The sequence below is a fragment of the Microvirga sp. HS2 genome (genome assembly GCF_055792805.1).
Window position 1 is genome coordinate 1 of record NZ_JBVVAJ010000007.1, and the last position, 24487, is coordinate 24487.

20 protein-coding genes are annotated in these 24487 nt (G+C 64.2%); 12 read left to right on the forward strand and 8 right to left on the reverse strand.

All coding sequences use genetic code 11. The features are described from left to right. The first annotated feature begins 252 nt into the window (after window positions 1–252). From ACS5Q0_RS08350 to ACS5Q0_RS08380, 7 genes are all read left to right on the forward strand, one after another. Complete coding sequence (locus ACS5Q0_RS08350) at window positions 253–1260, forward strand: LacI family DNA-binding transcriptional regulator (RefSeq protein WP_473126158.1); 1008 nt, start codon at window positions 253–255, stop codon at window positions 1258–1260. A 67-nt stretch (window positions 1261–1327) separates the two neighbouring features. Then, window positions 1328–2611, forward strand: a complete 1284-nt coding sequence (locus ACS5Q0_RS08355; protein WP_473126159.1) for an ABC transporter substrate-binding protein — start codon at window positions 1328–1330, stop codon at window positions 2609–2611. Between the two features lie 64 nt (window positions 2612–2675). Beyond that, window positions 2676–3527, forward strand: a complete 852-nt coding sequence (locus ACS5Q0_RS08360; RefSeq protein ID WP_473126160.1) for a carbohydrate ABC transporter permease — start codon at window positions 2676–2678, stop codon at window positions 3525–3527. Beyond that, window positions 3524–4384: a carbohydrate ABC transporter permease gene (locus tag ACS5Q0_RS08365; protein ID WP_473126161.1), complete on the forward strand. Its 861-nt coding sequence runs from the start codon at window positions 3524–3526 to the stop codon at window positions 4382–4384. Before ACS5Q0_RS08360 ends, ACS5Q0_RS08365 begins: the two co-directional genes overlap by 4 nt. Window positions 4385–4395: 11 nt before the next feature. Continuing rightward, window positions 4396–5445 carry an ABC transporter ATP-binding protein gene (locus ACS5Q0_RS08370; protein ID WP_473126162.1) on the forward strand — a complete coding sequence of 350 codons (1050 nt, stop codon included), beginning with the start codon at window positions 4396–4398 and terminating at the stop codon, window positions 5443–5445. Between the two features lie 24 nt (window positions 5446–5469). Next, window positions 5470–6747: an MGH1-like glycoside hydrolase domain-containing protein gene (locus ACS5Q0_RS08375; RefSeq protein ID WP_473126163.1), complete on the forward strand. Its 1278-nt coding sequence runs from the start codon at window positions 5470–5472 to the stop codon at window positions 6745–6747. Window positions 6748–6879: 132 nt separating this feature from the next. Further along, window positions 6880–7341 carry a GNAT family N-acetyltransferase gene (locus tag ACS5Q0_RS08380; protein ID WP_473126164.1) on the forward strand — a complete coding sequence of 154 codons (462 nt, stop codon included), beginning with the start codon at window positions 6880–6882 and terminating at the stop codon, window positions 7339–7341. A gap of 458 nt (window positions 7342–7799) precedes the next feature. On the opposite strand, the gene ACS5Q0_RS08385 is transcribed toward ACS5Q0_RS08380, so the two are convergent. Then, window positions 7800–9152: a hypothetical protein gene (locus ACS5Q0_RS08385; RefSeq protein ID WP_473126165.1), complete on the reverse strand. Its 1353-nt coding sequence runs from the start codon at window positions 9150–9152 to the stop codon at window positions 7800–7802. 355 nt (window positions 9153–9507) lie between these two features. Between ACS5Q0_RS08385 and ACS5Q0_RS08390 the strand changes: the two genes are divergently transcribed. The 3 genes from ACS5Q0_RS08390 to ACS5Q0_RS08400 all read left to right on the forward strand — a co-directional run bounded on the left by ACS5Q0_RS08390 (window position 9508) and on the right by ACS5Q0_RS08400 (window position 12896). After that, complete coding sequence (locus ACS5Q0_RS08390) at window positions 9508–9699, forward strand: ribbon-helix-helix domain-containing protein (protein ID WP_473126166.1); 192 nt, start codon at window positions 9508–9510, stop codon at window positions 9697–9699. Next, window positions 9689–12049: an HWE histidine kinase domain-containing protein gene (locus tag ACS5Q0_RS08395; protein ID WP_473126167.1), complete on the forward strand. Its 2361-nt coding sequence runs from the start codon at window positions 9689–9691 to the stop codon at window positions 12047–12049. Before ACS5Q0_RS08390 ends, ACS5Q0_RS08395 begins: the two co-directional genes overlap by 11 nt. 76 nt (window positions 12050–12125) lie before the next feature. Then, entirely contained in the window at window positions 12126–12896 is a 771-nt protein-coding gene (locus ACS5Q0_RS08400) for an EAL domain-containing protein (RefSeq protein WP_473126168.1), read from the forward strand. A gap of 57 nt (window positions 12897–12953) precedes the next feature. Here the strand turns inward: ACS5Q0_RS08400 and ACS5Q0_RS08405 are convergent, their stop codons facing one another. The 4 genes from ACS5Q0_RS08405 to ACS5Q0_RS08420 form a co-directional block, all read right to left on the reverse strand. Then, window positions 12954–14513: an arylsulfatase gene (locus ACS5Q0_RS08405; RefSeq protein WP_473126169.1), complete on the reverse strand. Its 1560-nt coding sequence runs from the start codon at window positions 14511–14513 to the stop codon at window positions 12954–12956. Window positions 14514–14579: 66 nt separating this feature from the next. Continuing rightward, a complete protein-coding gene (locus ACS5Q0_RS08410) occupies window positions 14580–15044 on the reverse strand; it encodes a YidH family protein (protein WP_473126170.1) in 465 nt (154 codons plus the stop codon). After that, complete coding sequence (locus ACS5Q0_RS08415; RefSeq protein WP_473126171.1) at window positions 15041–15565, reverse strand: hypothetical protein; 525 nt, start codon at window positions 15563–15565, stop codon at window positions 15041–15043. The genes ACS5Q0_RS08410 and ACS5Q0_RS08415 overlap by 4 nt, the downstream gene beginning before the upstream one ends. Continuing rightward, a complete protein-coding gene (locus tag ACS5Q0_RS08420; RefSeq protein WP_473126329.1) occupies window positions 15565–16488 on the reverse strand; it encodes a formylglycine-generating enzyme family protein in 924 nt (307 codons plus the stop codon). Before ACS5Q0_RS08420 ends, ACS5Q0_RS08415 begins: the two co-directional genes overlap by 1 nt. A 668-nt stretch (window positions 16489–17156) precedes the next feature. Here ACS5Q0_RS08420 and ACS5Q0_RS08425 point away from each other — a divergent pair. Next, on the forward strand, window positions 17157–19550 hold the full coding sequence (locus ACS5Q0_RS08425) for a sulfatase-like hydrolase/transferase (RefSeq protein WP_473126172.1): 2394 nt from the start codon (window positions 17157–17159) through the stop codon (window positions 19548–19550). Window positions 19551–19605: 55 nt separating this feature from the next. Further along, on the forward strand, window positions 19606–21981 hold the full coding sequence (locus ACS5Q0_RS08430; RefSeq protein WP_473126173.1) for a sulfatase-like hydrolase/transferase: 2376 nt from the start codon (window positions 19606–19608) through the stop codon (window positions 21979–21981). Between the two features lie 58 nt (window positions 21982–22039). On the opposite strand, the gene ACS5Q0_RS08435 is transcribed toward ACS5Q0_RS08430, so the two are convergent. The 3 genes from ACS5Q0_RS08435 to ACS5Q0_RS08445 all read right to left on the reverse strand — a co-directional run bounded on the left by ACS5Q0_RS08435 (window position 22040) and on the right by ACS5Q0_RS08445 (window position 24486). Then, window positions 22040–22453: a DUF2721 domain-containing protein gene (locus ACS5Q0_RS08435; protein WP_473126174.1), complete on the reverse strand. Its 414-nt coding sequence runs from the start codon at window positions 22451–22453 to the stop codon at window positions 22040–22042. Between the two features lie 361 nt (window positions 22454–22814). After that, window positions 22815–23795 (reverse strand): 1-aminocyclopropane-1-carboxylate deaminase/D-cysteine desulfhydrase, encoded by a 981-nt coding sequence (locus ACS5Q0_RS08440; protein WP_473126175.1) that lies wholly within the window; start codon window positions 23793–23795, stop codon window positions 22815–22817. Window positions 23796–23799: 4 nt separating this feature from the next. Then, window positions 23800–24486 carry an amino acid ABC transporter permease gene (locus ACS5Q0_RS08445; RefSeq protein WP_473126176.1) on the reverse strand — a complete coding sequence of 229 codons (687 nt, stop codon included), beginning with the start codon at window positions 24484–24486 and terminating at the stop codon, window positions 23800–23802. Between the last annotated feature and the right edge of the window lies 1 nt (window position 24487).

The following is a 24487-nucleotide window of genomic DNA, read 5'->3' on the forward strand; positions in this document are numbered from 1 at the left end:
GCACGTACCAAGGAGGCGCTCTGGACCACCATCGGAGAACTGCTGGACGCCTTCGAGCCGAATGAGTGCCAGAACTACATCAGGAACTGCGGGTATGAGCCCGTCTAAGTCGAATCTGCTCTAGTCGTCATAACCTGATGCTTGGCACTCGCTCCCGACCAGAGTTGACTCAATGCAACAAAATTGCATAAGCTAGCTTGACTTTCCAAAACGTTTTGGGAATCAATCTTCCATCTACGGAGGGATTGCGCTTTGTCGAACCTGAAGCTTCTCGCGCAATCACTCGGCCTCTCGACCACGACGGTTTCGAGGGCCCTCGACGGCTATTCCGACGTCGCCCTGGCCACCCGCGAACGCGTTCAGGCGGCTGCCCAGGCCATGAATTACCGGCCGAATCCAGCGGCCCGCAGCTTGCGGCGGCGCAAAGCCGAAGCCGTGGCCGTGACCCTGCCCACGGAACCGGGCCGGTTCGGACCTCCGATCTTCCTGAACATGCTGACGGCCTGCGGGCAGCGTCTTGCCGAGGAGGGCTTGGACCTGATGCTGCTGCCGACCGCCGGCCGGGCGGGGGAGATGGACACCTACCGGCGGCTTCTGGACGGCAGGCGCGCCGATGCGGTGATCGTTGTGCGCACAAGGCTCGAGGATGAGCGCGTCGCCTTCCTGAAGGAACGCGGCATCCCTTTCGTGACCCATGGAAGGACCGCCCGGTCGCAGGAGCACGCCTTCATCGACGGCGACGGCGAGGCCGGTTTCAGGGAAGCTGCACGAAAGCTCGCGTCCTTGGGCCATCGGCGCATCGCCCATATCGCTGCGCCGCAGGACCTTACCTTCGCTCACCTCCGCCGCAAGGGCTGGCTCGCGGCGCTCGAAGATATCGGCTCCCCGGAAGCGCTCGAATACACGGCGCAACCGACGGAAGAGGGCGGCTATGAGGCCGCGCAACGGCTGCTCCAGCAGAGCGCGCGTCCCACGGCACTGTTGTGCGCGACCGACAGCATGGCGATCGGCGCCCTCAGCGCGCTCAAGGAGCACGGCTTCACCGCCGGGCGTGATATTTCGGTGATCGGCCACGACAATCTGCCCTCCGCGGCTTTCACCGATCCGCCTCTGTCGAGCATGGAAATCGCCGCTCCCGATGTAGGCCGGCAATTGGCCGAGATCCTGATTGCCCGGCTCGGCGGACGCGACGCCCGCGAATTGCAAACCATTCTGCCGGTTCGGCAGGTTCCGAGGGCCACCCACGGACCGGCGAACTGAGTCTGAGGCCCTCGATCTTCCGGCCCCGGATCGAGCGGCAACAAGAAGGGACCGATGGAGGAAGGAAATGACGCATCCGGTATCGCTTCGCGCCATCGCTGCCGCGGCAGCCCTTTTCGGGGGGCTCTCGGTCGCGCAGGCGCAGGAAACGATCTTTTACTCGACGCAGCTTCGTCCCATCGAGGAAGCGACGAAAGTCCGCGAAGTCTTGCTGAAAGGCATTCCGGGCAAGACCACCTATGTGGTGGACGAGCCGCCCGCGTTTGCTGTCCGCATGAAGGCGGAGACGCAGGCCGGCAAGCGCACGGCGAGCGTCGTCGGCGCGCTGCACGGTGAATTGCAGCCGCACGTTCCGGCCGATCTCCAGCCCGTCGATGACGTCGCCGCGAAGCTGACCGATCGCGGCATTCCGGCGAGCCTGATGGACCTCGGCAAGCTCGGCACAGGCCAGCAGCAATACATCCCGTGGATGCAGGCCACCTACGTGATGGTGGCCAACAAGCAGGCGCTGCAATACCTGCCGCCCGGCGCGGACGTGAACACCCTCACCTATGCGCAGCTTCAGCAATGGGGCAAGAACATCGTCGACAGGACAGGTCAGCGCCGCCTCGGCTTCCCGGCGGGTCCGACGGGGCTCATGCCGCGATTCTTCCAGGGCTATTTCTATCCGTCCTTCACCGGCGGTGTGGTCACGACCTTCAAGTCGCCCGACGCGGAAGCCGGATGGAACGCGCTGAAGGACCTGTGGGCAGTGTCGAATCCCAATTCGACCAACTACAACTTCATGCAGGAGCCGCTGCTCTCCGGCGAGGTGTGGATCGCGTGGGATCACATCGCCCGCGTGAAGGAAGCGCTCACCCTACAGCCCGATCAGTTCATCGCGTTCCCGGCCCCGGCCGGACCGAAGGGACGCGGCTACATGCCGGTGATCGCCGGCCTCGCCATCCCGAAGGATGCGCCGAACCGCGCAGGCGCCGTGGCGGTGATTGAGCACATGACCAAGCCTGAGACGCAGCTGGCCACGGCTGCCGAGGTCGGCTTCTTCCCAGTCGTGAAGGCGGAGCTGCCGGCGGATCTCGCGCCCGGCATCAAGGCGCTCGCCGGCGCGGTGGCCGCGACGCAGAACGCCAAGGATGCGCTCGTGTCGCTCCTGCCCGTGGGCCTCGGCGCCAAGGGTGGCGAGTTCAACAAGGTCTACATGGACAGCTTCCAGCGCATCGTGCTGCGCAACGAGCCGGTCAAGGACGTGCTCGAAGCGCAGGCGAAGGTTCTCGACACGCTCATGAAGGAAACCGGCGCGCCCTGCTGGGCTCCGGACAAGCCGAGCCAGGGCGCCTGCTCGGTCCAATAACCTGATGCTTGAGCCCGGCGAAGACAACGCGCCGGGCTCATCCCCTTGCGAGTGGAGCGGCCTCATGCCTGCGCGCACATCCTGGATTCCCTATGCACTGATCGCGCCATCGGTCGTCTTTCTCGGCGCGTTGTTTCTCGTGCCGCTCGTGCAGACGATCTGGCTGTCCTTTTTCGCAGGCGAAGGCCTGTCGCTCGAAAACTACCAGCGCATGGCCGGCGACCTGAATTTCGCGCTCGCCGTCAAGAACACGTTCCTGCTTACCCTCGTGGTCGTGCCGCTCCAGGTCGTTCTGGCGCTCGGCATGGCCACCATGGTGGCGAAACTCGACAAGGGCCGCGATCTGGTCCTGTGGGTGCTCACCATTCCTCTCGGAATCTCGGATCTCGCAGCCGGTCTCGCCTGGCTCGCCCTGCTCCAGAACACGGGCTACCTGAACTCCGCGCTTTACGCTCTCGGCCTCATCCAGGGGCCGGCCGGATGGCTCTCGCAGGAAACGCCCGTCGCGCTGTTCTTCGGCATCGTGCTCGCGGAACTCTGGCGCGCCACCGCCATCGTGCTGGTGATCCTGATCGCGGGCCTGCAGCTGATCCCGAAGGAATTCGCGGAAGCGGCCGAGATCTTCGGCGCCAAGCCCTGGACGCGCTTCACCAAGATCACCCTGCCGCTTCTGAAGCCCAGCCTGCAATCGGCCCTGATCTTGCGCACGGTTCTCGCTTTCGAGGTCTTCGCCGTCGTCTATGCGCTCGGCGGACGCAACTTCCCCGTCCTCGCCGGCGAGGCTTATGTCTGGCAGAACGACAACCAGAATTACGGCGTCGCCGCCGCCTACGCGGTGCTCATCATGGCGATCTCTCTCGCTGCGACGGCCCTTTACCTGCGCGTGCTGAGAACGCGTCCGGAGCAGCTCCCATGACGACCAGCGCCGCAAAACTCGAACCCGCCTCCGCGAGCCGCGTCATGGCTCTTCCCTCGGCGCGGCGCCTGCTGCTCTGGACAGGTCTTGCGGTGCTGATCGCCTGGGTGCTGGTGCCGATCTATCTCGTGGCGCTCGGCGCCTTCGGCGGCAGGCTCGGCGTGTTCCGCTGGCCGAAATCGATCTGGCCTTCGGACCTGTCCTTCGCGGCCATGAACCAGTTCCTCGCCATCGAGGGCGTGTTCAACGCCCTCGTCAATTCCCTTATCGCCGCCGGGCTGACCGTGGTGTTCTCCATCGCGCTCGGCGCTCCCGCCGGCTATGCGCTGGCGCGCTATACCTTCCGCGGGCAAAATGCCTATCGCCTGCTCGTTCTCCTCACCCGCGCCTTCCCGCTCGCGATCCTGGCGCTGCCGCTCACCGTCTCGTTCATCCGCCTTGGCCTCTACGACACGCCCTTCGGCGTGTCGCTGATCCATACGGTGCTGGCGCTGCCCTTCGCAGCACTCGTGACGCAGAGCCTTTTCATGGGTATCCCGCGCGAATACGAAGAGGCGGCCTGGGTCTTCGGCTGCACGCGCTTCCAGGCCTTCATGAAGGTGGTCCTGCCACTGGCCCTGCCGGGCCTTGCCGCAACCGCGATCTTCGCCTTCGTGATCTCGTGGAACGAGGTGTTCGCCGCCTCGATCCTCACCGTGCGTGAGCGGACGCTCACCGCCTATCTGCTCCGGATTCTGGCCGAGAGCCCTCTTCATTACCGCTTCGCCGGCGGCTTCATTCTCATCATTCCCTCCGTGCTCTTCATCTTTGCCGTGAGACGATACCTCTTCGCGGTGTGGGGCATTGCCAGCAAGTAACGGATCACCTCATGGCTGACATCGTCATCGACCGGGTCGTCAAGGAATTCGGCTCCTTCCGCGCCCTGCAGGAAGTCTCGCTTACCGTCAACGACGGCGAGTTCGTGGCCCTCCTCGGCCCCTCGGGCTGCGGCAAGACCACGCTCTTGCGCATCATTGCCGGCCTCGAGACGCAAACTTCCGGGCGCGTGGTCATTGGTGGGCAGGACGTGAGCGATCTCGCTCCCCGCAAGCGCAGGCTGGCGATGGTGTTCCAGAACTACGCCGTCTTCCCGCACATGACCGTGTTCGAGAACGTCGCCTTCGGCTTGCGCATGCAGAAGGCCTCGCAAGCGGACGTGAAACGCAAGGTCGAGCGCGCAGCGGCCCTGCTCCATATCGAAGCCTATCTCGACCGCTATCCGGCGAAACTCTCGGGCGGTCAGCGTCAGCGCGTGGCGGTAGCCCGCGCGCTGGCTGTCGAGCCCGCCGTGCTGCTCATGGACGAGCCGCTCTCCAATCTCGACGCGCTGCTGCGGCTGGAGATGCGCACGGAACTGAAGGCGGTTCTGCGCGAAGCCGGGACCACGACGATCTATGTGACGCACGACCAGACCGAGGCCATGGGCCTCGCCGACCGCATCGCCGTGATGCATGGCGGCAAGATCGACCAGATCGGCTCGCCGCTCGAAATCTACACCACGCCCGCCACCCGCTTCGTCGGCGGCTTCATCGGCTCGCCACCCATGAACTTCATCAGGGTCCAGAGCAGTCACGGCGCCGCCAGGATCGGGGATGCCACGCTGCCTTGCCCCTCGACGACGCAGAACCTGGAGCTTGGTTTGCGCGGCGAGGATGCGATCCTGAGCCCCGACGGCTCGGGTATCCCCTTCGATGTGCGCGTCGTGGAACCGATGGGATCGTACCTCCTTCTCACAGGCTCCATCGATGGCCAGCTCGCCCGCATCGTCGCGCCGCCGACGGCAAAGGTGAATACCGGCGAGCGTGTAGGTTTGACCGTGGATCCTGCGCGCGTGACATGGATCGACAGCACTACCGGGCGTGCCCTTGCCCGGGCCTGAGTTGCGAATTGAAGGACCTTTGATATGAACATGCCTCCGAAGGAAGAAGCCGCGCGTGCCATTCTCGCCCGCAACGATCGCGGCGGCTACACGGTGCCGACCGCCCGGCTTTATCCGTTCCAGTGGAATTGGGATTCCGCCTTCGTCGCCATGGGCTTTGCGATCTTCGACATAGACCGAGCCTACCGCGAGCTGGAGCGTCTGGTCGAAGGCCAGTGGGATGATGGTATGATCCCGCACATCGTGTTCCACGCGCCGAGCGACACCTATTTTCCCGGCCCGGATGTATGGGGCACGCGCCACCGCATTCCGACTTCCGGCATTACGCAGCCGGCGGTCTTCGGCATGGCCCTGCGAAACGTTCACGAGGCCGCTCTCGCAAGTGGCGCGCCCGGCGCAATGGATCGCACACGAATGCTGTTCCAGGCTGCGTTACGCTCACACCGCTGGTGGCTGAGCGCGCGCGATCCGGAAGGGCTCGGCCTCGTGTCGATCCTTCATCCCTGGGAAAGCGGCAGCGACAACTCGCCGGCTTGGGATGAGGCCCTGGCCCGCGTCCCGACCACCACGACAACTACCATCCGCCGCAAGGACACGGGCCACGTGGACGCCTCCATGCGTCCGCGGGACGAGGACTACCAGCGCTTCATCCATCTCGTCGACATCTATCGGGATTGCGGCTGGGATCCGAAGCGGCAATGGGCGGCCGCTCCCTTCAAGGTGGCCGACGTGCAGATGACCGGAATTCTGGCGCGCGCGACGGCCGATCTCATGCATCTGGCCGGAACCTTCGGGACTGACGAGGAGAAGGCCGAGCTCTCGCGCATGCATGAGACGTTGCTGAATGGCCTCGCCCGCCGCTGGCGTCCAGAGTTCTCGCGCTTCGTCTCTCTCGACCTGATATCGGGGCATGACATCGAGGTGCCAACGCAGGCCGCCTTCATTCCCCTTGTCGCCCTGAAGCTCGACAAGGCTCAGCGTGATGCTGCCACGGCGGAGATTGAGCGTTGGCTCGACGGCATGGTCGTCGGCGTTCCCTCAGCGCCGTCCTTCTCACCGTCCTTCGAACCGAAGCGGTATTGGCGTGGTCCGGTCTGGGCCGTCATCAACTGGCTCATCTCGGACGGCTTACGCCTGAACGGATCCGAGGATCTCGCTCGCCGGATCGAGCAGACCACCATTCGGGCCATCGAGAGCGCCGGCTTCTGTGAGTATTTCGATCCGACGACAGGCGAGGGCCTGGGCGGGGATGCATTCTCCTGGACGGCCGCCGCTTATCTTGTTCTCAGCGGCCGCAGGTAGGTTCACGGAAGACAGGGCATTCACCCTGTTTACCGTGTTCATATGGGCCGTTCTGCGAACTGCGCAGCTCTCTTCTTGCGTGATATCGGATCATGCATGGGGCGTGCGATGGCATGTCGGAGCCTCAAGTTGATGACCATAACGTTTGAGGATGATCCAAGCGGAGCTCTTGCTGATGAAGTGGAGCGCAAGCTCCTCGACGCACTTCGACAGAATGTTCCCCCGAGCGATGGGAAGCCGCTCACGCTGATCGCTCGGGACCTGCAGGGAAGTATGATCGCCGGCCTCATCGGCTCGACATCCTATGGCTGGCTTCTTGTGAAGATGCTCTGGGTCTCCGAGGAACTTCGGGGGCAGGGGTTTGGAGCAAGGTTCATGGCAGAAGCCGAGACCATCGCTCGGTCGCGCGGCTGTCATGGAGCATGGCTCGATACATCCAGCGCAAGAGCCGAGCGGTTCTACATCAAGCTTGGTTACGAGCCCTTTGGAGTTTTGACGAATGGTCCTGCGGAGCAACCCCGAGGACATCGCCGCGCCTTTCTCGCCAAGCGCCTGATCGAGGAACTGTCCGCCATGCCTGGGATCATGTCATAAACAACCTTTGAGTTTTCATTCCGACAACAAGGCGGTTTATCGTGAAAGCAGGTCTGGCCCAGAATGTCTCCTTCTGGCGCGCCTGAGACGTAAGTGTTTGGTCCGCTTCGGCACTCAAGCGCCGACGTCCGTTAAGCGGACGGAACGTGAACGCTTGACCCCAAGGAGACTTGCACTGGTCGGGACCATTTGCCGTGTACGCACGACGCTCTCTTGGACAGCTCGGCGTCAGCGGTTCTCCATGTGCACTTCGGCATCTGCGCCCCTATCAGGGCAGGCAAAGCGACAGCTTGGAATGTTTCGATACTGTCTCACGTCAGACTGTCCCGATGCGGTATTCCGAGTTCGCTGCATTGCAGCTTTATTCGGTTCCTCGGATGGGCTTACCGGAATTGCAGAGCCAAACAGCGCATGAAGGGGTCATCAATCTTTATCCGTTGTGGCTCGTGTCCTGCTCATCAGATCTCATCAAAGCCGCCGCCCGCCGCAGTCATGCCTCCTGAAATGCGCAAGGACTCAATTGCGCCATGCTGCTCGATTGGAGCCACACCGGGTCCGTGGGTCTTGATGCCGCCGATGATCTCGATCTCGCGGGCCGAGCCGCCCGGCTTGATGCTCAGGCCGATCGCGGACAGCGTCACCACCTTCCCCTTGACCAGCGACGGACCAGTCCCGCCAAATGTCTCAATGCCGCGCCGCACGACCAGCCGGCCGATGGGCTGACTGATCTGGATGCCGACCGCTCCGTCTGCATGGGTCGTGATGCGATCGAACTCCGCCAGATCGACCGTGCCGGTATAGACGTTGAACCCGCGCGCACCCTGGCCGAAGGTTTCGATCAGCGCGTTGACTTTCAGTTCATGCACGATCCCGAAATTGACGAAGCCGATGCCGCTCGGACCATAGGAAGTGATCTTCTCCTCAGCGATCCAGCGGTCGACCACGCCCCAATTGTCGAGCGCCATATCGTTGACGCCGTAGGTCACGACCGGGCCGCGGTTGCGAACGACATCGACATGAGCCCCATGAACCGTGAAAACGCCGCCGGTGATCTGGTCAGGCGTCCCGGGGGCAATTCGGCCGTCGCTGTAAACCGCCTCGGTTTCCAGGCGGCGCATGATCAGCCGGCCGCCCTTGTCACCGCCACCGCTCACGAAAATACCGGAGCCCAGAACCGGCGCGCCGCTGCGGCCAGCCGAGAGGCCGACGAGGTCCGCGCTGACGACCACATCGGCCTCCGGCTGCATGTTCCACAGGGTGAAGGCGCCCTGGAGGACATCGACGCCGTAGCCGTGTGGTCGTTCGCTCTCGCCCCGCGCGTCGGCCTTGATGATGTCGAGGCCGTTCACGTCGACATGCCCGCCCCGCACCTTGTCGCGCGCGAGGATCTGAACACGGCCGATGGTGGTGACGGCGCGCAGCTCGATCCGCCCCAGGCTCGGGACAGAGGTGTCGTTGAAGATCGCGCGCCTTTCCGGAGCAACATTGAGACGAATATGGTGAACCCGGTTATCCGAGGAAAGCTGAAGGCCATCGCCGCCATCAGCGAAACTGATGGAAGATTGTTCGTCCGCTCCGTGCAGGGATTGTCCTGGCGAAAGGCTGACGGTTGGCACATTGGCCAACGCGCCGCTGACGACGATGCGCCGGGTGGTTTCGTCCTTGGCTGCGGCCATTAAGGCATCAACTGTTGTGACCGCCTCGTGTGGAGATTCCATGATATAACCTCCGGCGTCGCTTGAGCCGCCCAGCAGGTAGAAGGTACAACTGCTGCACAGTGGGATCGGTTCAAACGCGGAGCCATCGAGCACTCGTCGGCCATGCCCTTTGCTTGGTAGCGGATATTCCACAAAGGGCCATGCGCGAAACCGAACCGAAAGCCAAGAATGTCTCCTTCCGGCACCAGGCAGATCTTAGCCCAGGTTCCGCATTCGCGGCTTGAGCCGACCGTCATCGGCGAGGGCTCAATGGCTCAGGGTGACCCGCTTCGGACCGTCTCGGCACTGATGGTTCCCGTGCGCTCAGGCTCTCCTGCATGATTCCTGTCGAGCTTGGCGGGAGGGTGTGAGAGGATGTGTCCAGGGATGGCCTCTTGTTTTGGTGAGGCCAAGGGCTAGTTCAGGTTTCAAAAGTTGATACCAATCCCGGCTCTCCTGTTCACGGCCTATGAGAACCCGCAAAACCCGCCACGTCCCGCTCACCCCTGAGCTCGAAGCGCGCGTCGACAGCACAATCGCCTCCGGCCGCCGTCGCAGCGCAAGCGAGGCCGTTCGCGCCGCCTTGCGACCGCTCGGCGAGCGGGAGCGGCGGGCGGAGCGCAGGCTGCACCCTGCCCAGGATCCTCCTGATGCACGATAGGCTGCCCAGCGGGGTAGTCCCCGGAGCCCTCGATTTCCTCTCGGGCGGCGGCGAGACGGGCGCCCTCATGCGGGCGCACGACTGGTCGTCCTCGCCGCTCGGCGCGCCGTCGACCTGGCCTCAGTCGCTGCGCTCGGTGGTCGGCCTGCTGCTGGGCTCGAAATTCCCGATGTTCGTGGCCTGGGGACCGGAACTCGGCTTCCTCTACAATGATGCCTATGCCGAGATCCTCGGCGCCAAGCATCCCCAGGCGCTCGGGGCACGCTTCCAGGACATCTGGGCCGAGATCTGGCAGGACATCTCTCCGCTGATCGATACGGCCCTGGCCGGTGAGGCGAGTTATCGGGAGAACCTGCCGCTCGTCATGAACCGCAAGGGCTTCGACGAGCAGACCTGGTTCACCTTCTCGTATTCGCCGGTGCGCGACGAGAGCGGCCGGGTCGCCGGCATGTTCTGCGCCGTCGCCGAGACAACCGATCAGATGCTCGCCGAGCGGCGGCAGGCCTTTCGCATCAAGATCGAGGAGACGCTTCGCGCTCTCACCGATCCCCGCGCCATCATGGCCGCGGCGGTCGAGGCGCTCGGGCGGCACCTGGGCGCCAACCGGGTCGGCTACAGCGAGGTGCAGGAGGACGATGAGACCATCGTCTGCGAGACGTGTTTCGCCGACGGCGTGGAGCCGCTCGTCGGGACCTTTTCGCTTCGCGCATTCGGCGCGGACAGCATTGCACGCCAGCGGAAGGGGCAGGTCGACGTCTGCGACGATCTTCGGGCCGACCTGACGCAGGTTCACGCAACCTGGGCGGCGATCGAGACAAGCGCCTTCGTGTCGGTGCCCTTGGTCCGCAATGGCCGTTTCACGGCATCTCTGTACGTGAACTTCCGGGATCCCCACCGTTGGTCCCCAGAGGAGGTGGCGCTGATCGAGGACATTGCCGAGCGAACCTGGTCCGCCGTCGAACGGGCCCGGGCCGAGGCGGCCCTCGCGGACAGCGAAAAGCGCTTCCGCGCGTTCGTGACGGCCAGCTCCGACGTGGTGTACCGCATGAGCCCCGACTGGACCGAGATGCGCCAGCTCGACGGACGAGGGATCCTCCTGGACGCGGAAGGCCCGAATGAGGCCTGGCTCGGCAGCTATGTTCATCCCGACGACCAGCCGCAGGTCACGGCGGCAATCCAGAAAGCTATCCAGACAGCGAGCATGTTCGAGGTGGAGCTTCGCGTGCGAAGGGCCGACGGGACGTTCGGGTGGATGCACTCTCGTGCGCTTCCGATCCTCCGCCAGGACGGCGAGATCCTCGAATGGTTCGGAGCCGCAAGCGATGTGACGGCCCGCAGGCAGGCCGAAGACGCCATCGAGGAGCTTGCGGCCCAGCTCGCGCAGGAGCGAACCCGCCTCGTCACCCTGATCGAGACCCTCCCGGTGGGCGTGGCTCTCGTCGATCCGCAGGGGACGACGGTGCTGTCGAACCCGGCCTTTCGCCGTTACCGGCCGGACGGCGTCATTCCATCGCAAGTGCCCGATGACCAGGAGCAGTGGATCGCTCATGATGATCAGGGCCGTCAGGTGCCGAAGAGCCATTATCCCAGTGCACGCGCGCTGCAGGGAGAGCTGGTCACCGGCATCGAGTTCCTGCACCGTTTGTCCGATGGCAAGGAGAGCTGGACCCGGGTGAGCGGCATCCCTCTCCGCGATCCCGATGGGCGTATGAGCGGCGCCTTGGCGGTGATCGTGGACATTGACGAGATCAAGCGCAGCGAAGAGCACCAGCGGCTCCTGATCAACGAGCTCAATCATCGCGTGAAGAACACGCTCGCGACGGTGCAGTCCATCGCCGGGCAGACCCTCCGGAATGCGCCCACGATGGAGGAGGCCAAGATGGCGCTGGAGGGGCGCCTCCTGGCGCTCTCCCGCGCCCATGACGTGCTCACCCGGGAAAACTGGGAGGGGGCGGAGTTGCGCGAAATCACAGCTCAGGCGGTTGAGCCTTACAGCAACCGCGGTGAGGATCGCCTGCATCTGAGCGGACCCAGGGTGCGTCTGCCGCCGCGCATGGCGCTGGCGCTGGCCATGGTGCTCCAGGAGCTGGCAACGAATGCGGTGAAATATGGTGCGCTGTCCAATGCGACGGGCGAAATCAGGATCGCTTGGAGAATCGACGGTGGCACACCTGCGCGCCTTCACCTCCATTGGACGGAGAGCGGAGGGCCGCCTGTCCAAGTGCCGACGCGAAGAGGGTTCGGGTCCCGTCTGATCGAGCGCAGCCTCGCGCAGGACCTTGGCGGCAATGTCCAAATCGAGTTCGCCGAGTCCGGCGTCACCTGCATTGTGGACGCTCCCATCGCTTAGGGCATCGGATGTGAAAGTGGAATTCACTTTTCACGTCCGATGCCCTAAGCGACGAGTCAGGGGCGGAGGAAGGCCAGTGGATACCAGGACCAGTTGTCGGGGCTGCCGCTCCGGCGAGCCGTTACCGTTCGCCTTCACCATGGCCTTTCATCCCATCGTTGACCTCCGGAAGAAAGCAATCTGGGGTTACGAGGCGCTCGTGAGGGGGACCGAGGGCCAATCCGCCGGCCACGTCTTGAGCCTCGTGGATGACGCAAACCGCTATAAGTTCGACCAGGCCTGTCGCGTGAAGGCGATCGAGCTGGCCGGTCAGCTCTTCGCGGCCGACGATGAGACACGCCTGTCCATCAACTTCATGCCCAATGCGGTGTACGAGCCGAGCGCCTGTATTCGAGCGACCCTGGAGGCGGCGCAGCGCTGCAACTTCAACCCTTCCCGCATCATGTTCGAGTTCACGGAGAACGAGCGCATCACGGATACGCGGCATGTCGGGCGCATCATCGCGGAATACAAGCGGCTTGGCTTCACGACAGCGATCGACGACTTCGGGGCAGGCTATGCGGGCTTGAATCTTCTGGCGAATTTCCAGCCTGATATCATCAAGGTCGATATGGAGATCATCCGCGGGATTGCGACCTCCCCGGCGCGGCAAAGCATCATAGGGGGCATTCTGGCCATCGCGCAGGAGTTGGGCGTCACGGTGATCGCGGAAGGGATCGAGACAAGGGCCGAGTTGGAGGCGCTGCACGCAGCCGGCATACGGCTGTTTCAAGGCTTTCTGTTCGCCAGACCGGCCGTCGCGGCGCTGCCTGTCGTTTCTGACCTGCCACAGATGATGACGGAATGAGTGTGCGGCAGCGATCGGGGCGAGAACCGGTCCGATCACTGCCGCTTGGTCAGGACATCACGATTTTCCGCCGCTCGCCGCCTCGGACAGCATCCGCAACGCATCGTCGATCGTGAAGGTGTTCGGTTTCTGGACCGGTGGGAATTCCCTGAACGTCTTGGCCCACTCGTCCACGATCATCCACGAAGCGAACAGGATGTAATCGTGCTCGAGGAACCAGTTGTAGTAGGTGTTCGAGGTCTGGTCCGCCCGCTCGTAGGGATCGGTGCGTAGATTGAAGAGCTTCGGCAACCTCAGCCGCGTGAACGGCTCCATCCAGATCTGCATGGTGCCGTGGCAGCGCTGCTCCATGAAAACCGCCTTCCAGTTGTCGAAGCGGACGCCGAGGACGTCGCCGTCGTCGCTGATGTAGACGAAGAACTTGCGAGGGCTCTGGTTCGTTTCACCGGTCAGGAGAGGCAGGAGATTATAGCCGTCGATGTGGTTTCTGTACGTCCTGCCGATGGCCTGATACCCTTTCTTCAGCTTCTCCGTGACATCGGGATCGCCGGCCATGGCCAGGAAGGTCGGCAGCCAGTCGTGGTGCTGGACGATCTCGTTCGAGACCGCGCCGGGCTTGATCCTGCCCGGCCATCGCACCATCAGCGGCACCCTGAACGCGCCCTCCCAATTGGTGTTCTTCTCGCTGCGGAACGGAGTCATCGCCCCGTCGGGCCAGGAATTCATGTGCGGACCGTTGTCGGTCGAGTACATCACGAAGGTATCGTCGGCGATGCCGAGTTCATCGAGCCAATCGAGCATCGCGCCCACGTTCCGGTCATGATCGATCATGGTGTCGTGATAGGGCGATTGCCAGCGTCCGGCCTGGCCGAGGCTTTCCGGCTTCGTGTGGGTGTAGAGATGCATATGCGTGGTGTTGAACCACACGAAGAACGGCGTTCCGGAATCGTGCTGGCGCTTGATGAAGTCTTTCGCGGCGGACACGAACTCGTCGTCGCAGGTTTCCATTCGCTTCTTGGTGAGCGGGCCGGTGTCCTGGATCTTCTGCTTCCCGACGCGGCCCCAGCGCGGCTCTTCGGTGGGGTCGTCCTCCTTCTGCGCCCAGGAATGGATCACTCCGCGCGGCCCCGTCATCTTCCGGAAGTTCGGGAAGTCCTTGTCTGAGGGATAGTCATACCGCTCCGGTTCCTCCTCGGCATTGAGATGATAGAGATTTCCGAAGAACTCGTCGAAACCGTGCACGGTCGGCAGGTGCTCGTTGCGATCGCCCAAATGGTTCTTGCCGAACTGCCCTGTCGCATAGCCCTGGTTCTTGAGCAGCGCGGCAATCGTGACGATCTTGTCGGACATCCCGATCGGCGCGCCCGGAAAGCCGACCTTCGACAAGCCGGTCCGGTAGACGCTCTGTCCGGTGATGAAGGAGGAGCGCCCGGCCGTGCATGATTGCTCGCCGTAGGAGTCGGTGAACATCATGCCCTCCTTCGCGATGCGGTCGATATTGGGCGTTCGGTAACCCATGAGGCCGTGGCTGTAGCAGCTCAAATTCGAGATGCCGATGTCGTCGCCCCAGATGACGAGGATATTGGGCCTGCGCGTGTCCTTCGGTTGCTGTGCCATGGTTGGCTCCTCCTCTCACGGTGTGACGAAACGACGGGCGCTCGATGTGACCCGCGCGGAACTCCCTCAACCGAACGGGCCGACCTGCAGGGTCATGCTCACGATCGCGCTGATCCCGATGAGAAGCAGGATCAAGGCCGTGACGAGCGTGAGCGAGGGCGGGAAGCGGCTCTCGCCATGGATGAGGCCGGCGGCTTTCATGGCCTGGCGTTCCCTGCGCAGTCCCAGCATGAACTGCACATGGTAGATGATGCCGATGACCAGCATCGTGATTCCGAGTCCGACCAGTGCCACGCCGAAGTTGCGCGCCGCGGCGGCGTGCGACACGATCTGCTGCTCCCGGAGCTTCTGGAAGATCTGGTAGATCGTGAAGCCGAAGCTGATCAGCGACAATGAGGTGCGGATCACCGACATCAGGGTGCGGTCGGCGCTCATGCGGGTTCGCTGAAACGACATTCCTGTCCGCCGCGACGACAGCTCAACGGAGATCTCTTCCGGGTTGCGGTCGGGACGGGCGGGAGGCACGGTCATGGCCGAGGCCGCTGATCTTCGGGGTCCAGGGAAGCCACGCGCCTGGACCACCAGCGGGCGAGCCGCGCGGTCGGGCCGCGAAGCAGCAGGTAGGGCAGGACGGCGAGCAGAAGCGCCATCAACACGGCCTCGCCGGGATAGAACGTCTTCAGCACCCGATGCTGATAGAGAGCGTCGATTGCGAGCCCGAGAAGGACAATCCGGGCGGTGGAGATCAGCCCCTCGCGCAGCCGTGCGCCGAATTCCCTTTGATCGTGCAGGGCGGCCCAGAAATAGGGCGAGCGTCCGAGACGAGCATCCTTGATGCCGTCATGGATGGCCGCGGCCGCAGCCATCATGGGCTGAAAGAAAAAGCGGAATGTCATAGGGCCGCCGGCGCGCGCAGCGACGTCCCGCCACAGGCGCTGGTAGACCTCGGTGGAAAACCCGTACCAGATTGCGCCGAGGACGATGAGGACGATCGTCAGCACCACAGCCAAGCGAGCCTGGAGGAGCCCTGTCCTGGACGGGGCCTCGGCCATCAGAGGGGCTCCTTCTCCCTGACGATGCAGCGGAAACCGACATGGCTGGTGGAGGTGTCGACCGGCTCGGGATGGCGCGCGGCGGGGCGATAGCGGCGGCAGTAGCTGGGAGCGCACAGATGCGAGCCGCCCTTGAGCACCTTGCGCGGAATGCGGATCTCCGGCTGGCAGGGATCGTAGCTTGCCTCCTCGCCTCCGCCGCGCGGGTTCACCGGGATGCAGCAGGGCTTTTGCGCATCGACCGTGTGCTTCGGCACGTACCAGTCGGAGGTCCATTCCCAGACATTGCCGATCATGTCGGAGAGCCCGTAGCCGTTGGGCGGATAAATCTTCACCGGCGAGGTGCGCTCGTAGCCGTCGAGCTTCGTGTTCTGGAACGGGAATACGCCCTGCCAGGTGTTGGCCATGTACCGCCCGCCGGGCGTCAGCTCGTCGCCCCAGGCGAATTCTGCTCCGTCGAGCCCGCCGCGGGCGGCGAATTCCCACTCGGCCTCGCTCGGCAGGCTCTTGCCGGCCCACGCCGCATAAGCCTCGGCATCGGCGTAGGCGACATGCACCACCGGGTGATCGTCGAGGCCCTTGAGCGAGGAGCCGGGGCCGTAGGGCCGGCGCCAGTTCGCCCCGAACACGAAGGCCCACCATTGGCTCCAGTCGTTCAGGGACACCGGATGATCCGGCGGGCTGAAGACGAGGGAGCCTGCCTGCAGCATATGCGGCAGCGCGCCGGGATAATCCTTCGGATCGGGCCTCGTCTCGGCCAGTGTGACGTGGCCGGTCGCCTGCACGAAGCGCCGGAACTGCCGGTTCGTGACTGGGGTGGCGTCGATCCAGAAGCCGTCGACGGTGACGCGGTGGACCGGCGCCTCTTCGGGATAATGCTGGTCCGATCCCATCCGGAACGTCCCGCCGGCAATCCACACCATGCCGGGATGCGGCGGGTTCGTCTTCGGCGATGCGGGGGCGGCTCCAGGGTCGATCAGCGCCATGAGGGAACCTCACTGTGCAAGGAATGCGTGGGCTTTGGCAGCGTGCCGCATCGTGACCGAACGGATCAACGACGCAGGATGCCACAGAGGGGTTGAGGGCCGTGCGGCAGCGCCTCCTTCCGCTCAAAGCCTTGCATCCCTTGGGTTCCAGTATGGCCGGATCGCGGGTCTCTGCTTGACCGAACAGGACGCCTGAAGGGCAATTCTGGATATTCGGCAACGAAACGGCCGGGGTAACTCGTCCTGGCGGCTCACGCGGGTTCCGGCAAAGGTGGAGCGAAGGCAGCTCGCGAGCCCCTTCGGGGCGCCATCCTGGTCGGGCCATCATCGACCACGTGGTGACGATGACGACGAAGCTTATCCCGATGCCCCATTGACCACCCTCCACAAGGTGCGAAAATTTTTCTGAAGCGATGAGGCGTCAGCATTCTCCGGGTGCCGTCGATCCGACATCCCTCTCGCCTCTCGTGGTTCCCGACGCTCACGCTGCTGTCGGGGAAGAGGTGCCTCGCCGCTGACCCTCGCCGTCCACGCCGTGCGACCGTCAATGTTTCTGACCGAGTAGGATCGCTATCTCCCCGCCTGAACGAACCCGGGAGGCTGCCGTGCCCAAGAAGTCAGACCTTCTCGCCAGCGTCAGCAGTGTCCCGCACGTGGCGCCCTCGCAGATTGGCGCGGTCCTGCCGCGGCCGGAACAGCCCTTCAGGGGCTTCATCGCCCGTCAGGCGAGCGAGTCCACTCCCGACTTCCCCCAGGCGGTACAGGCGCCGACAGGCGCTCCCAACATTCTGCTCATCCTGACGGACGACGTCGGCTTCGGCGCCGCCAGCCCCTTCGGGGGCCCGGTCCCTACCAAAACCTTCGAGCGCCTGGCGCAATCGGGGCTGCGTTATACCCGCTTTCATACGACGGCCCTGTGCTCGCCCACCCGCGCCGCCCTGCTGTCCGGCCGCAATCATCACTCGGCTTCGACCGGCGTGGTGATGGAACTCGGAACGGGATATCCGGGCTACAACTCGGTGATGTCGAAGAGCGTGGGATCCTTCGCCGAAGTCCTCCGGCAGAACGGCTACAGCACGGCCTGGTACGGCAAGAACCATAACGTGCCGGACTGGCAGACCAGCCAGGCAGGGCCGTATGATCTCTGGCCGACCGGACTCGGCTTCGAATATTTCTACGGCTTCATCTGCGGCGACACCAACCAGTGGGCTCCCGCGCTCGTCGAGAACATCAAGCCCGTTGAGCCGCCGCGGGACGATCCGGACTACCACTTGGACCGGGACCTCGCCGATCACGCGATCGCCCGTATCCGCATGCTACGCGCGGTCGCGCCGCATAAGCCCTGGCTGCAATACTACGCCACCGGCACGTCTCACGCGCCGCACCACGCCCCCAAGGACTGGATCGCCAGGTTCAAGGGCCAGTTCGACCAAGGCTGGGACAAGCTCCGCGAAGAGACCTTCGCCCGCCAGAAGCAGATGGGCATCGTCCCGCAGGATGCGAAACTGACGCCGCGCCACCCGGAGATTCCGGCCTGGGATTCCCTCGATGCCGACCACAAGAAAGTGTTCGCCCGCATGATGGAGGTCTACGCCGCGGCGCTCGCGCATGCCGATCACCATATGGGGCGTGTCATCGACGCTATCGAGGACATGGGTGAGCTGGACAACACGCTGGTGATCTACATCCAGGGCGACAACGGCGCGAGCGGCGAGGGCACCCCTCAGGGCCTGCTCAGCGAGATCGCTCTCCTCAATGGCATCACCGAAGATTTCAACGAGGTCCTGCGGCGCATGGACGAACTCGGCGGGCCCACGACGTTCAACCATTATCCCGTCGGCTGGGCTCACGCGATGGACACGCCCTTCCAATGGACGAAACAGATCGCATCGCATTTCGGAGGCACCCGCAACGGTCTGGTGATCTCGTGGCCCGCGCGCATCAAGGACCGTGGCGGCATTCGCACGCAGTTCCACCACGTCATCGACATTGCCCCGACGATCCTCGAGGCCGTCGGCGTCGAAGCGCCCGCGATCCTGAACGGCGTGCCGCAAAAGCCGATCGAAGGCGTGAGCATGGTGTACTCGTTCGACGATGCGACGGCAGCATCGCCTCGTCGCACGCAGTATTTCGAGATGCTCGGCAACCGCGCCATTTACAATGACGGCTGGATTGCCGCCACGACGCCTGCGGGCGCGCCATGGGTCAGTCTCGGGCGAAAAGCGAACGTTCTCGATTACCGGTGGGAGCTCTACAAGGTCGACGAAGACTTCACGCAAGCCGTGAACGTGGCTGACAGCGAGCCGGAGAAGCTGCGCGAGATGCAGGATCTGTTCTGGGTCGAGGCGGCCAAGTACAACGTGCTTCCGCTCGACAACAGTGCGGGCGAGCGGTTCGATGTGAGCCTCCGCCCCAGTCTGACCCACGGCCGCTCGGTCTTCACCTATTATGCCGGCCAGACGCGCATTCCCGAAGGGGCCGCGCCCGACCTGAAGAACAAGTCGTTCAAGATCGCGGCCGATGTGAACATCCCTGCCGGGGGCGCGGAGGGCGTGATCGCGACGCAGGGCGGCCGCTTCAACGGCTGGGGCCTTTATCTGCTCGGCGGCAAGCCGGTGTTCCACTACAATCTCGGCGGCGTGCAGCGCACCACGATCGCGGCGCCGGATGCGCTGCCGCCCGGCCATCATGTGGTGATGGTGGATTTCCAGTATGACGGCGGCGGCATCGGAAAAGGCGCCCATGTCGTGCTCAGCGTCGATGAGAAAGCGGTTGGAGAAGGCCGCGTGGCGCGCACGATCCCTGTCAGGGTCTCCATCGACGAGACCTTCGACATCGGCGAGGACACCGGAACGTCCGTCTGTGATGACTACGAGGTGCCGTTCCGGTTCACCGGCGATCTGAGGCGCGTCGTGATCGGGCTCGCCGGCACCCAGCTCACCCCCGAGGACGAAGAAGAGATCAGGCGCGCCAAGGCTGCGATCGCCATAGCGACTTGAGGGCCGCGTCCCCAAAGCATTTTCATCAGCGAGCCAGGCCGGAAGGAAGCGCACCATGACCCACGGACCAAACGGCATTCAGCGTTCGATCCTCCCCATTCCCGACCGGACCCAGGTTCGCCTGACGACCTACGACGCGAAGGACCCCAACACGAGGTTCGCGCCGATCGAGCCGTTGCGGCCGCCCAAGGGAGCGCCGAACGTGCTGGTGGTGCTGCTCGACGACGTCGGCTTCGGTGCATCGAGTGCCTTCGGCGGGCCCGTCAACACGCAGACTGCCGAGCGTCTGGCGGCCGGCGGGCTGAAATATACGCGGTTTCACACCACGGCGCTGTGCTCTCCCACTCGCGCCGCCCTCCTGACCGGACGCAATCACCACAGCGTCGGCATGGGCTGCGTCACGGAAGCGGCGACCTCCGCGCCCGGGTACAGCTCGCTGCGGCCCAACACCAAGGCGCCGATCTCCGAGATCCTGAAGCTGAACGGCTACGCGACAGCTCATTTCGGCAAGTGCCACGAGGTGCCGACCTGGCAGACCGGTCCAACCGGACCGTTCGATCAATGGCCCACGGGCGGCGGCGGGTTCGAGTATTTCTACGGGTTCATCGGCGGCGAGTGCAATCAATACGAACCGGAACTCTTTGAAGGAACCACGGCCGTCACGCCGCCGAGAACGGCCGAGGAAGGCTACCACCTGACCGAGGATCTGGCCGACAAGGCCATCAACTGGGTGCGCCAGCTAAAGGCGCTGGCAGGCGCCGACAAGCCCTTCTTCCTCTACTTCGCGCCCGGCGCGACCCATGCGCCCCACCACGTGCCGAAGGAATGGGCGGACAAGTACAAGGGAAAATTCGATCATGGATGGGATCGGCAGCGCGAGCTGACCTTCGCGCGCCAGAAGGAGCTGGGTGTGATCCCTGCGGATTGCGCGCTCACGAAGCGCCACGACGAGATCCCCGCATGGGACGACATGCCCGACGATCTGAAGCCGGTGCTCGCCCGCGAAATGGAAGTCTATGCCGGGTTTCTGGAGCACGCCGATCATCATGTCGGGCGCCTGATCGATGCCCTGGAGGACCTTGGCATCCTCGACGACACGCTGGTCTACTACATCATCGGCGACAACGGCGCGAGCGCCGAAGGCACGCTGCAGGGCACGTTCAACGAGGCGGTGCTGCTCAACGGCGTCACCGGCATCGAGACTCCGGATTTCCTGAAGGCGCATATCGACGAGTTCGGCTCGCCGGCGGCGTACAATCATTATGCGGTCGGTTGGGCGCATGCCATGTGCACCCCGTACCAGTGGACCAAGCAGATCGCCTCGCATTGGGGCGGCACCCGCAACGGCACGCTCGTGCACTGGCCGAACGGCATCAAGGCCAAGGGAGAGCTGCGCCATCAGTTCAGCCACGTGATCGACGTGGCGCCGACGATCCTCGAAGCGGCGGGCCTGCCCGAACCCGAGATGGTGCACGGGATCACCCAGAGTCCCATGGAGGGCGCCTCCATGCTCTACAGCTTCGACGACGCCGACGCGGAGGAACGCCACGACGTGCAGTATTTCGAGATGTTCGGCAACCGCGGCATCTACTACAAGGGCTGGAGCGCGATCACCAAGCACCGGACGCCCTGGGTCGTGACGGCCACCAGCACGATCCCCTTCGATCAGGACGTCTGGGAACTCTACGACGGAACCAAGGACTGGACACAGGCGCACGATCTCGCCCAGCAGATGCCGGAGAAGCTCAAGGAGTTGCACCTGATGTTCGCCATCGAGGCGGTGAAGTACAACGTCTTCCCGCTCGATGACCGGCTCGTGGAGCGCTTCAACCCTGCCGTTGCCGGACGTCCGATTCTCGTGCAGGGACGTTCCCAGATGCTGTTTCCCGGCATGGGCCGGCTCTCGGAGCATGCCGTGTTGCCGATGAAAAACGTGTCCTACTCGATCACGGCGGAGATCACCGTCGCCGATCGTGCCACGGAGGGAATCATCATCGCCCAGGGCGGCCGGTTCGGCGGCTGGAGCCTCTATGCCGAGGGCGGCAAGGCGATTTTCGCTTACAACTATTTCGGCCTGAACCTCTACCGGGTGCAGGCTCAGCAGCCCATTCCGGCGGGAACGCATCAGGTGCGGGCGGAATTCACCTATGACGGCGGCGGTGTCGGCAGGGGCGGCACGCTCACGCTGTACTATGATGGCCAGGAGGTCGGCCGGGACCGCATCCCGCAGACACAGCCGCTGATCTTCTCTGCCGAGGAAAGCACCGACATCGGATACGAAAGCGGATCCCTGGTAGTTCCGGACTACGCGGCGCACAATGGGCACTTCACGGGCACGATCCACTGGGTGCAGCTCGATGTGGGCCAGGACAACTTCAGTCATCTGATCACACCGGAGGACAAGTTGAGGGTGGCGATGGCGCGGCAATAGCAAGCGCGACAGCAACGGGTGCTGCGGGCAGAGATTCAGGGCGAGGACAGGGGGGCCGTCACTCGCGGCGGAAGCGCTTCAACTCGTCGAGGCTCACATACACCTCCTGAAAGAAGCGAAGAAGGGAGAGGCCGACGAAGGCCGTCGCCAGAAGAAACAGCAGGGCCGCGCCATAGATGTGCTGCATCTGCATGAACGCGCCGAGGAATGCCAAGGCCAGGAGCAGCGTGGTGCAGAGCCCCCCGGCCAGGGACAGCCTGATCGCGCTCAGCAGAAGTTGCGCGCGCCTCAGGAGATAGGCGCGATCGTCAGAAGCCTCCGCATCACCCTTCCTCATCCGATCCATCACGTCCGACAGGCGGGTCATGAGGATCGAGATCAAGCCCGCGACCGCTCCCAGGAAGAAAGCCGGTGCGGCTGCCTCGGTGAAAACTTTCGACAGCCTGTCCGCATCGGGAATGAGCTCAACCATCGCAGCCTCCCAATCAGGCGCGATCGCCCGGGCGCCATGCGGCCGGTACCGTCACGCTGATGGCGAGTCGACGAGCAGGCGCCAGCGGACCGCCCATAGGATAGAGGCGCCGTGAACCGCCTGCCCACTCGCCACCCTTGCGTCGTAGCTTAGAGCATCGGCCTCAAAAGTGGACTTGCACTTTGGGGACCCATCCGAAAATCCTGCCGAGGTGTCCGGCCCGATGGGCGAGGCGATCACAGATCGGGACAATGGAGGCGCGCGAGGAATCCAACGGTGCCGAAGCCTCGTGATCGCAGGTGGAGTCTATGCGACTCGCAATGGCGGCAGGCTTCTCGGCCATGAGGGGCCGGCTCCATCCCTACCCGACGAACGGCGACGGCGGACTGAATAGGGCCGGCGTGCCGCCCGTATGGACGACGCATGCTGCCTCGTGGCCGGGAATATCCCCTCGGGCGACGCAGCCGAGCAGCCCCGCGAAGGTTTTCGCCACATAGGTCTGTTCGAGCAAAAGCGCCTCGGTGCGTGCGAAGAGACGCGCTGCCTCGATGGACGCCTCGGTCGGCCGGCCGTACCCCGCACCCAGTTGATCCATGTGAATGCGCACGCGGCTCAGCATGTCGTGCGGGGGCCTGAACTCGGCCAGCCGGCACAGGCCGGCAAGAATGGCCCCGATCCGCGCTTCGAGTTCATCCGCTTCATATTCGACGCTGACGAGATGAAAGGTCCATGGCAGGCTGAGCATGGCCGCGCCCAGGATCATCCCGGCCTCCGTGACGCCCATGGAGCCGGGAAGAACGATGTGGCGCAGGTCGAGGCCCGCTGCGACGGCCTGCTCGTGGAGCTCCTGAGCGGCGCGGACATAGCCGAGCGCGCCGATCACCGGATCTCCCACCAGATAGGGGCGACGCCCGGCGGCGGCGAGTTCCGCGACGGCTTCGCGCGCCAGCCGCCCGCGCTCCGCCTCATCGACCTCGCCGAGGGGGCGGATCTGCGCGCCCATCATGTCCGTCAGCAGGCGGTTGCTGTGCACGGGCGAGGATTCGGGACCTGCATAGAGCACCAGGCATTCCAGGCCGAGCCTGGCGGCGGCGGCGGCCGTCAGCCTGATCTGGTTCGATGCGGACCCGCCTGCGATGACGAGAAGGTCGCTGTTGCGCTCCAGCGCCTCGCCGAGCCAGAATTCGAGATTGCGCACCTTGTTGCCGCCGAAGGCGAGGGGCATGCAATCATCGCGCTTGACCCAGAGCTGCGGATGTCCGGCATGGGCGCCGGCCCGCGCCATGGGCTCCAGGGGCGTCGGCCCCGGGAGCAGCGGCACGCGTGGGAAGGCGTTCAGCATTCGCTCAATCCAGATCGACTGTCCGGGCTGCTCCCACGCGGCGCTCGGCCCAGCGCGCGAACCGCAGGACGGGATAGCAGTACAGGAAGTAGATGAACGCGATGAGCCCGTAGATGAACAGAACGTCGCGGGGGAAGCGCAGGATCGACACCTCGCCCTGGCGGGTCAGCTCCGAGATGCCCACGACCGAGAGGATCGCGGTGCTCTTGATGATCATCACATAGACGCCGCTCATCGGCGGCACGGTCAGCTTCAGCGCCTGCGGGATGACGACGTGCCAGAGGCGCTGAAGGCGGTTCATGCCGAGCGCGGTCGCCGCCTCCGACTGGCCGCGCGGCACGGCCTCGATGGCCCCCTTCACGATCTCGGCCACATAGCTCGATGTGTAGACCGAGAGCGCCACGAAGGCTGCGGTGCGCGAGTCCCAGCTGAGCCAGGAGATCTTGGTGTTCGGCAGCACGAAGTAGAAGACATAGAGCTGAACGAGGAACGGCGTTCCGCGCAGGATATGGATGTAGAGGCCGAAAAGCCCGGTAAGGAGAGGCACGCGCTGGCTGCGCACGAGGCCGATCACAGCCCCGATCAGCGAGCCCGCGACGATGGCCACGAGGGAGACGTAGAGGGTCTCCAGGAATCCCTTCCACAGGAACGGCAGCAGGGACGTGGTGATGGACCAGTAGCGTTCGAGCATC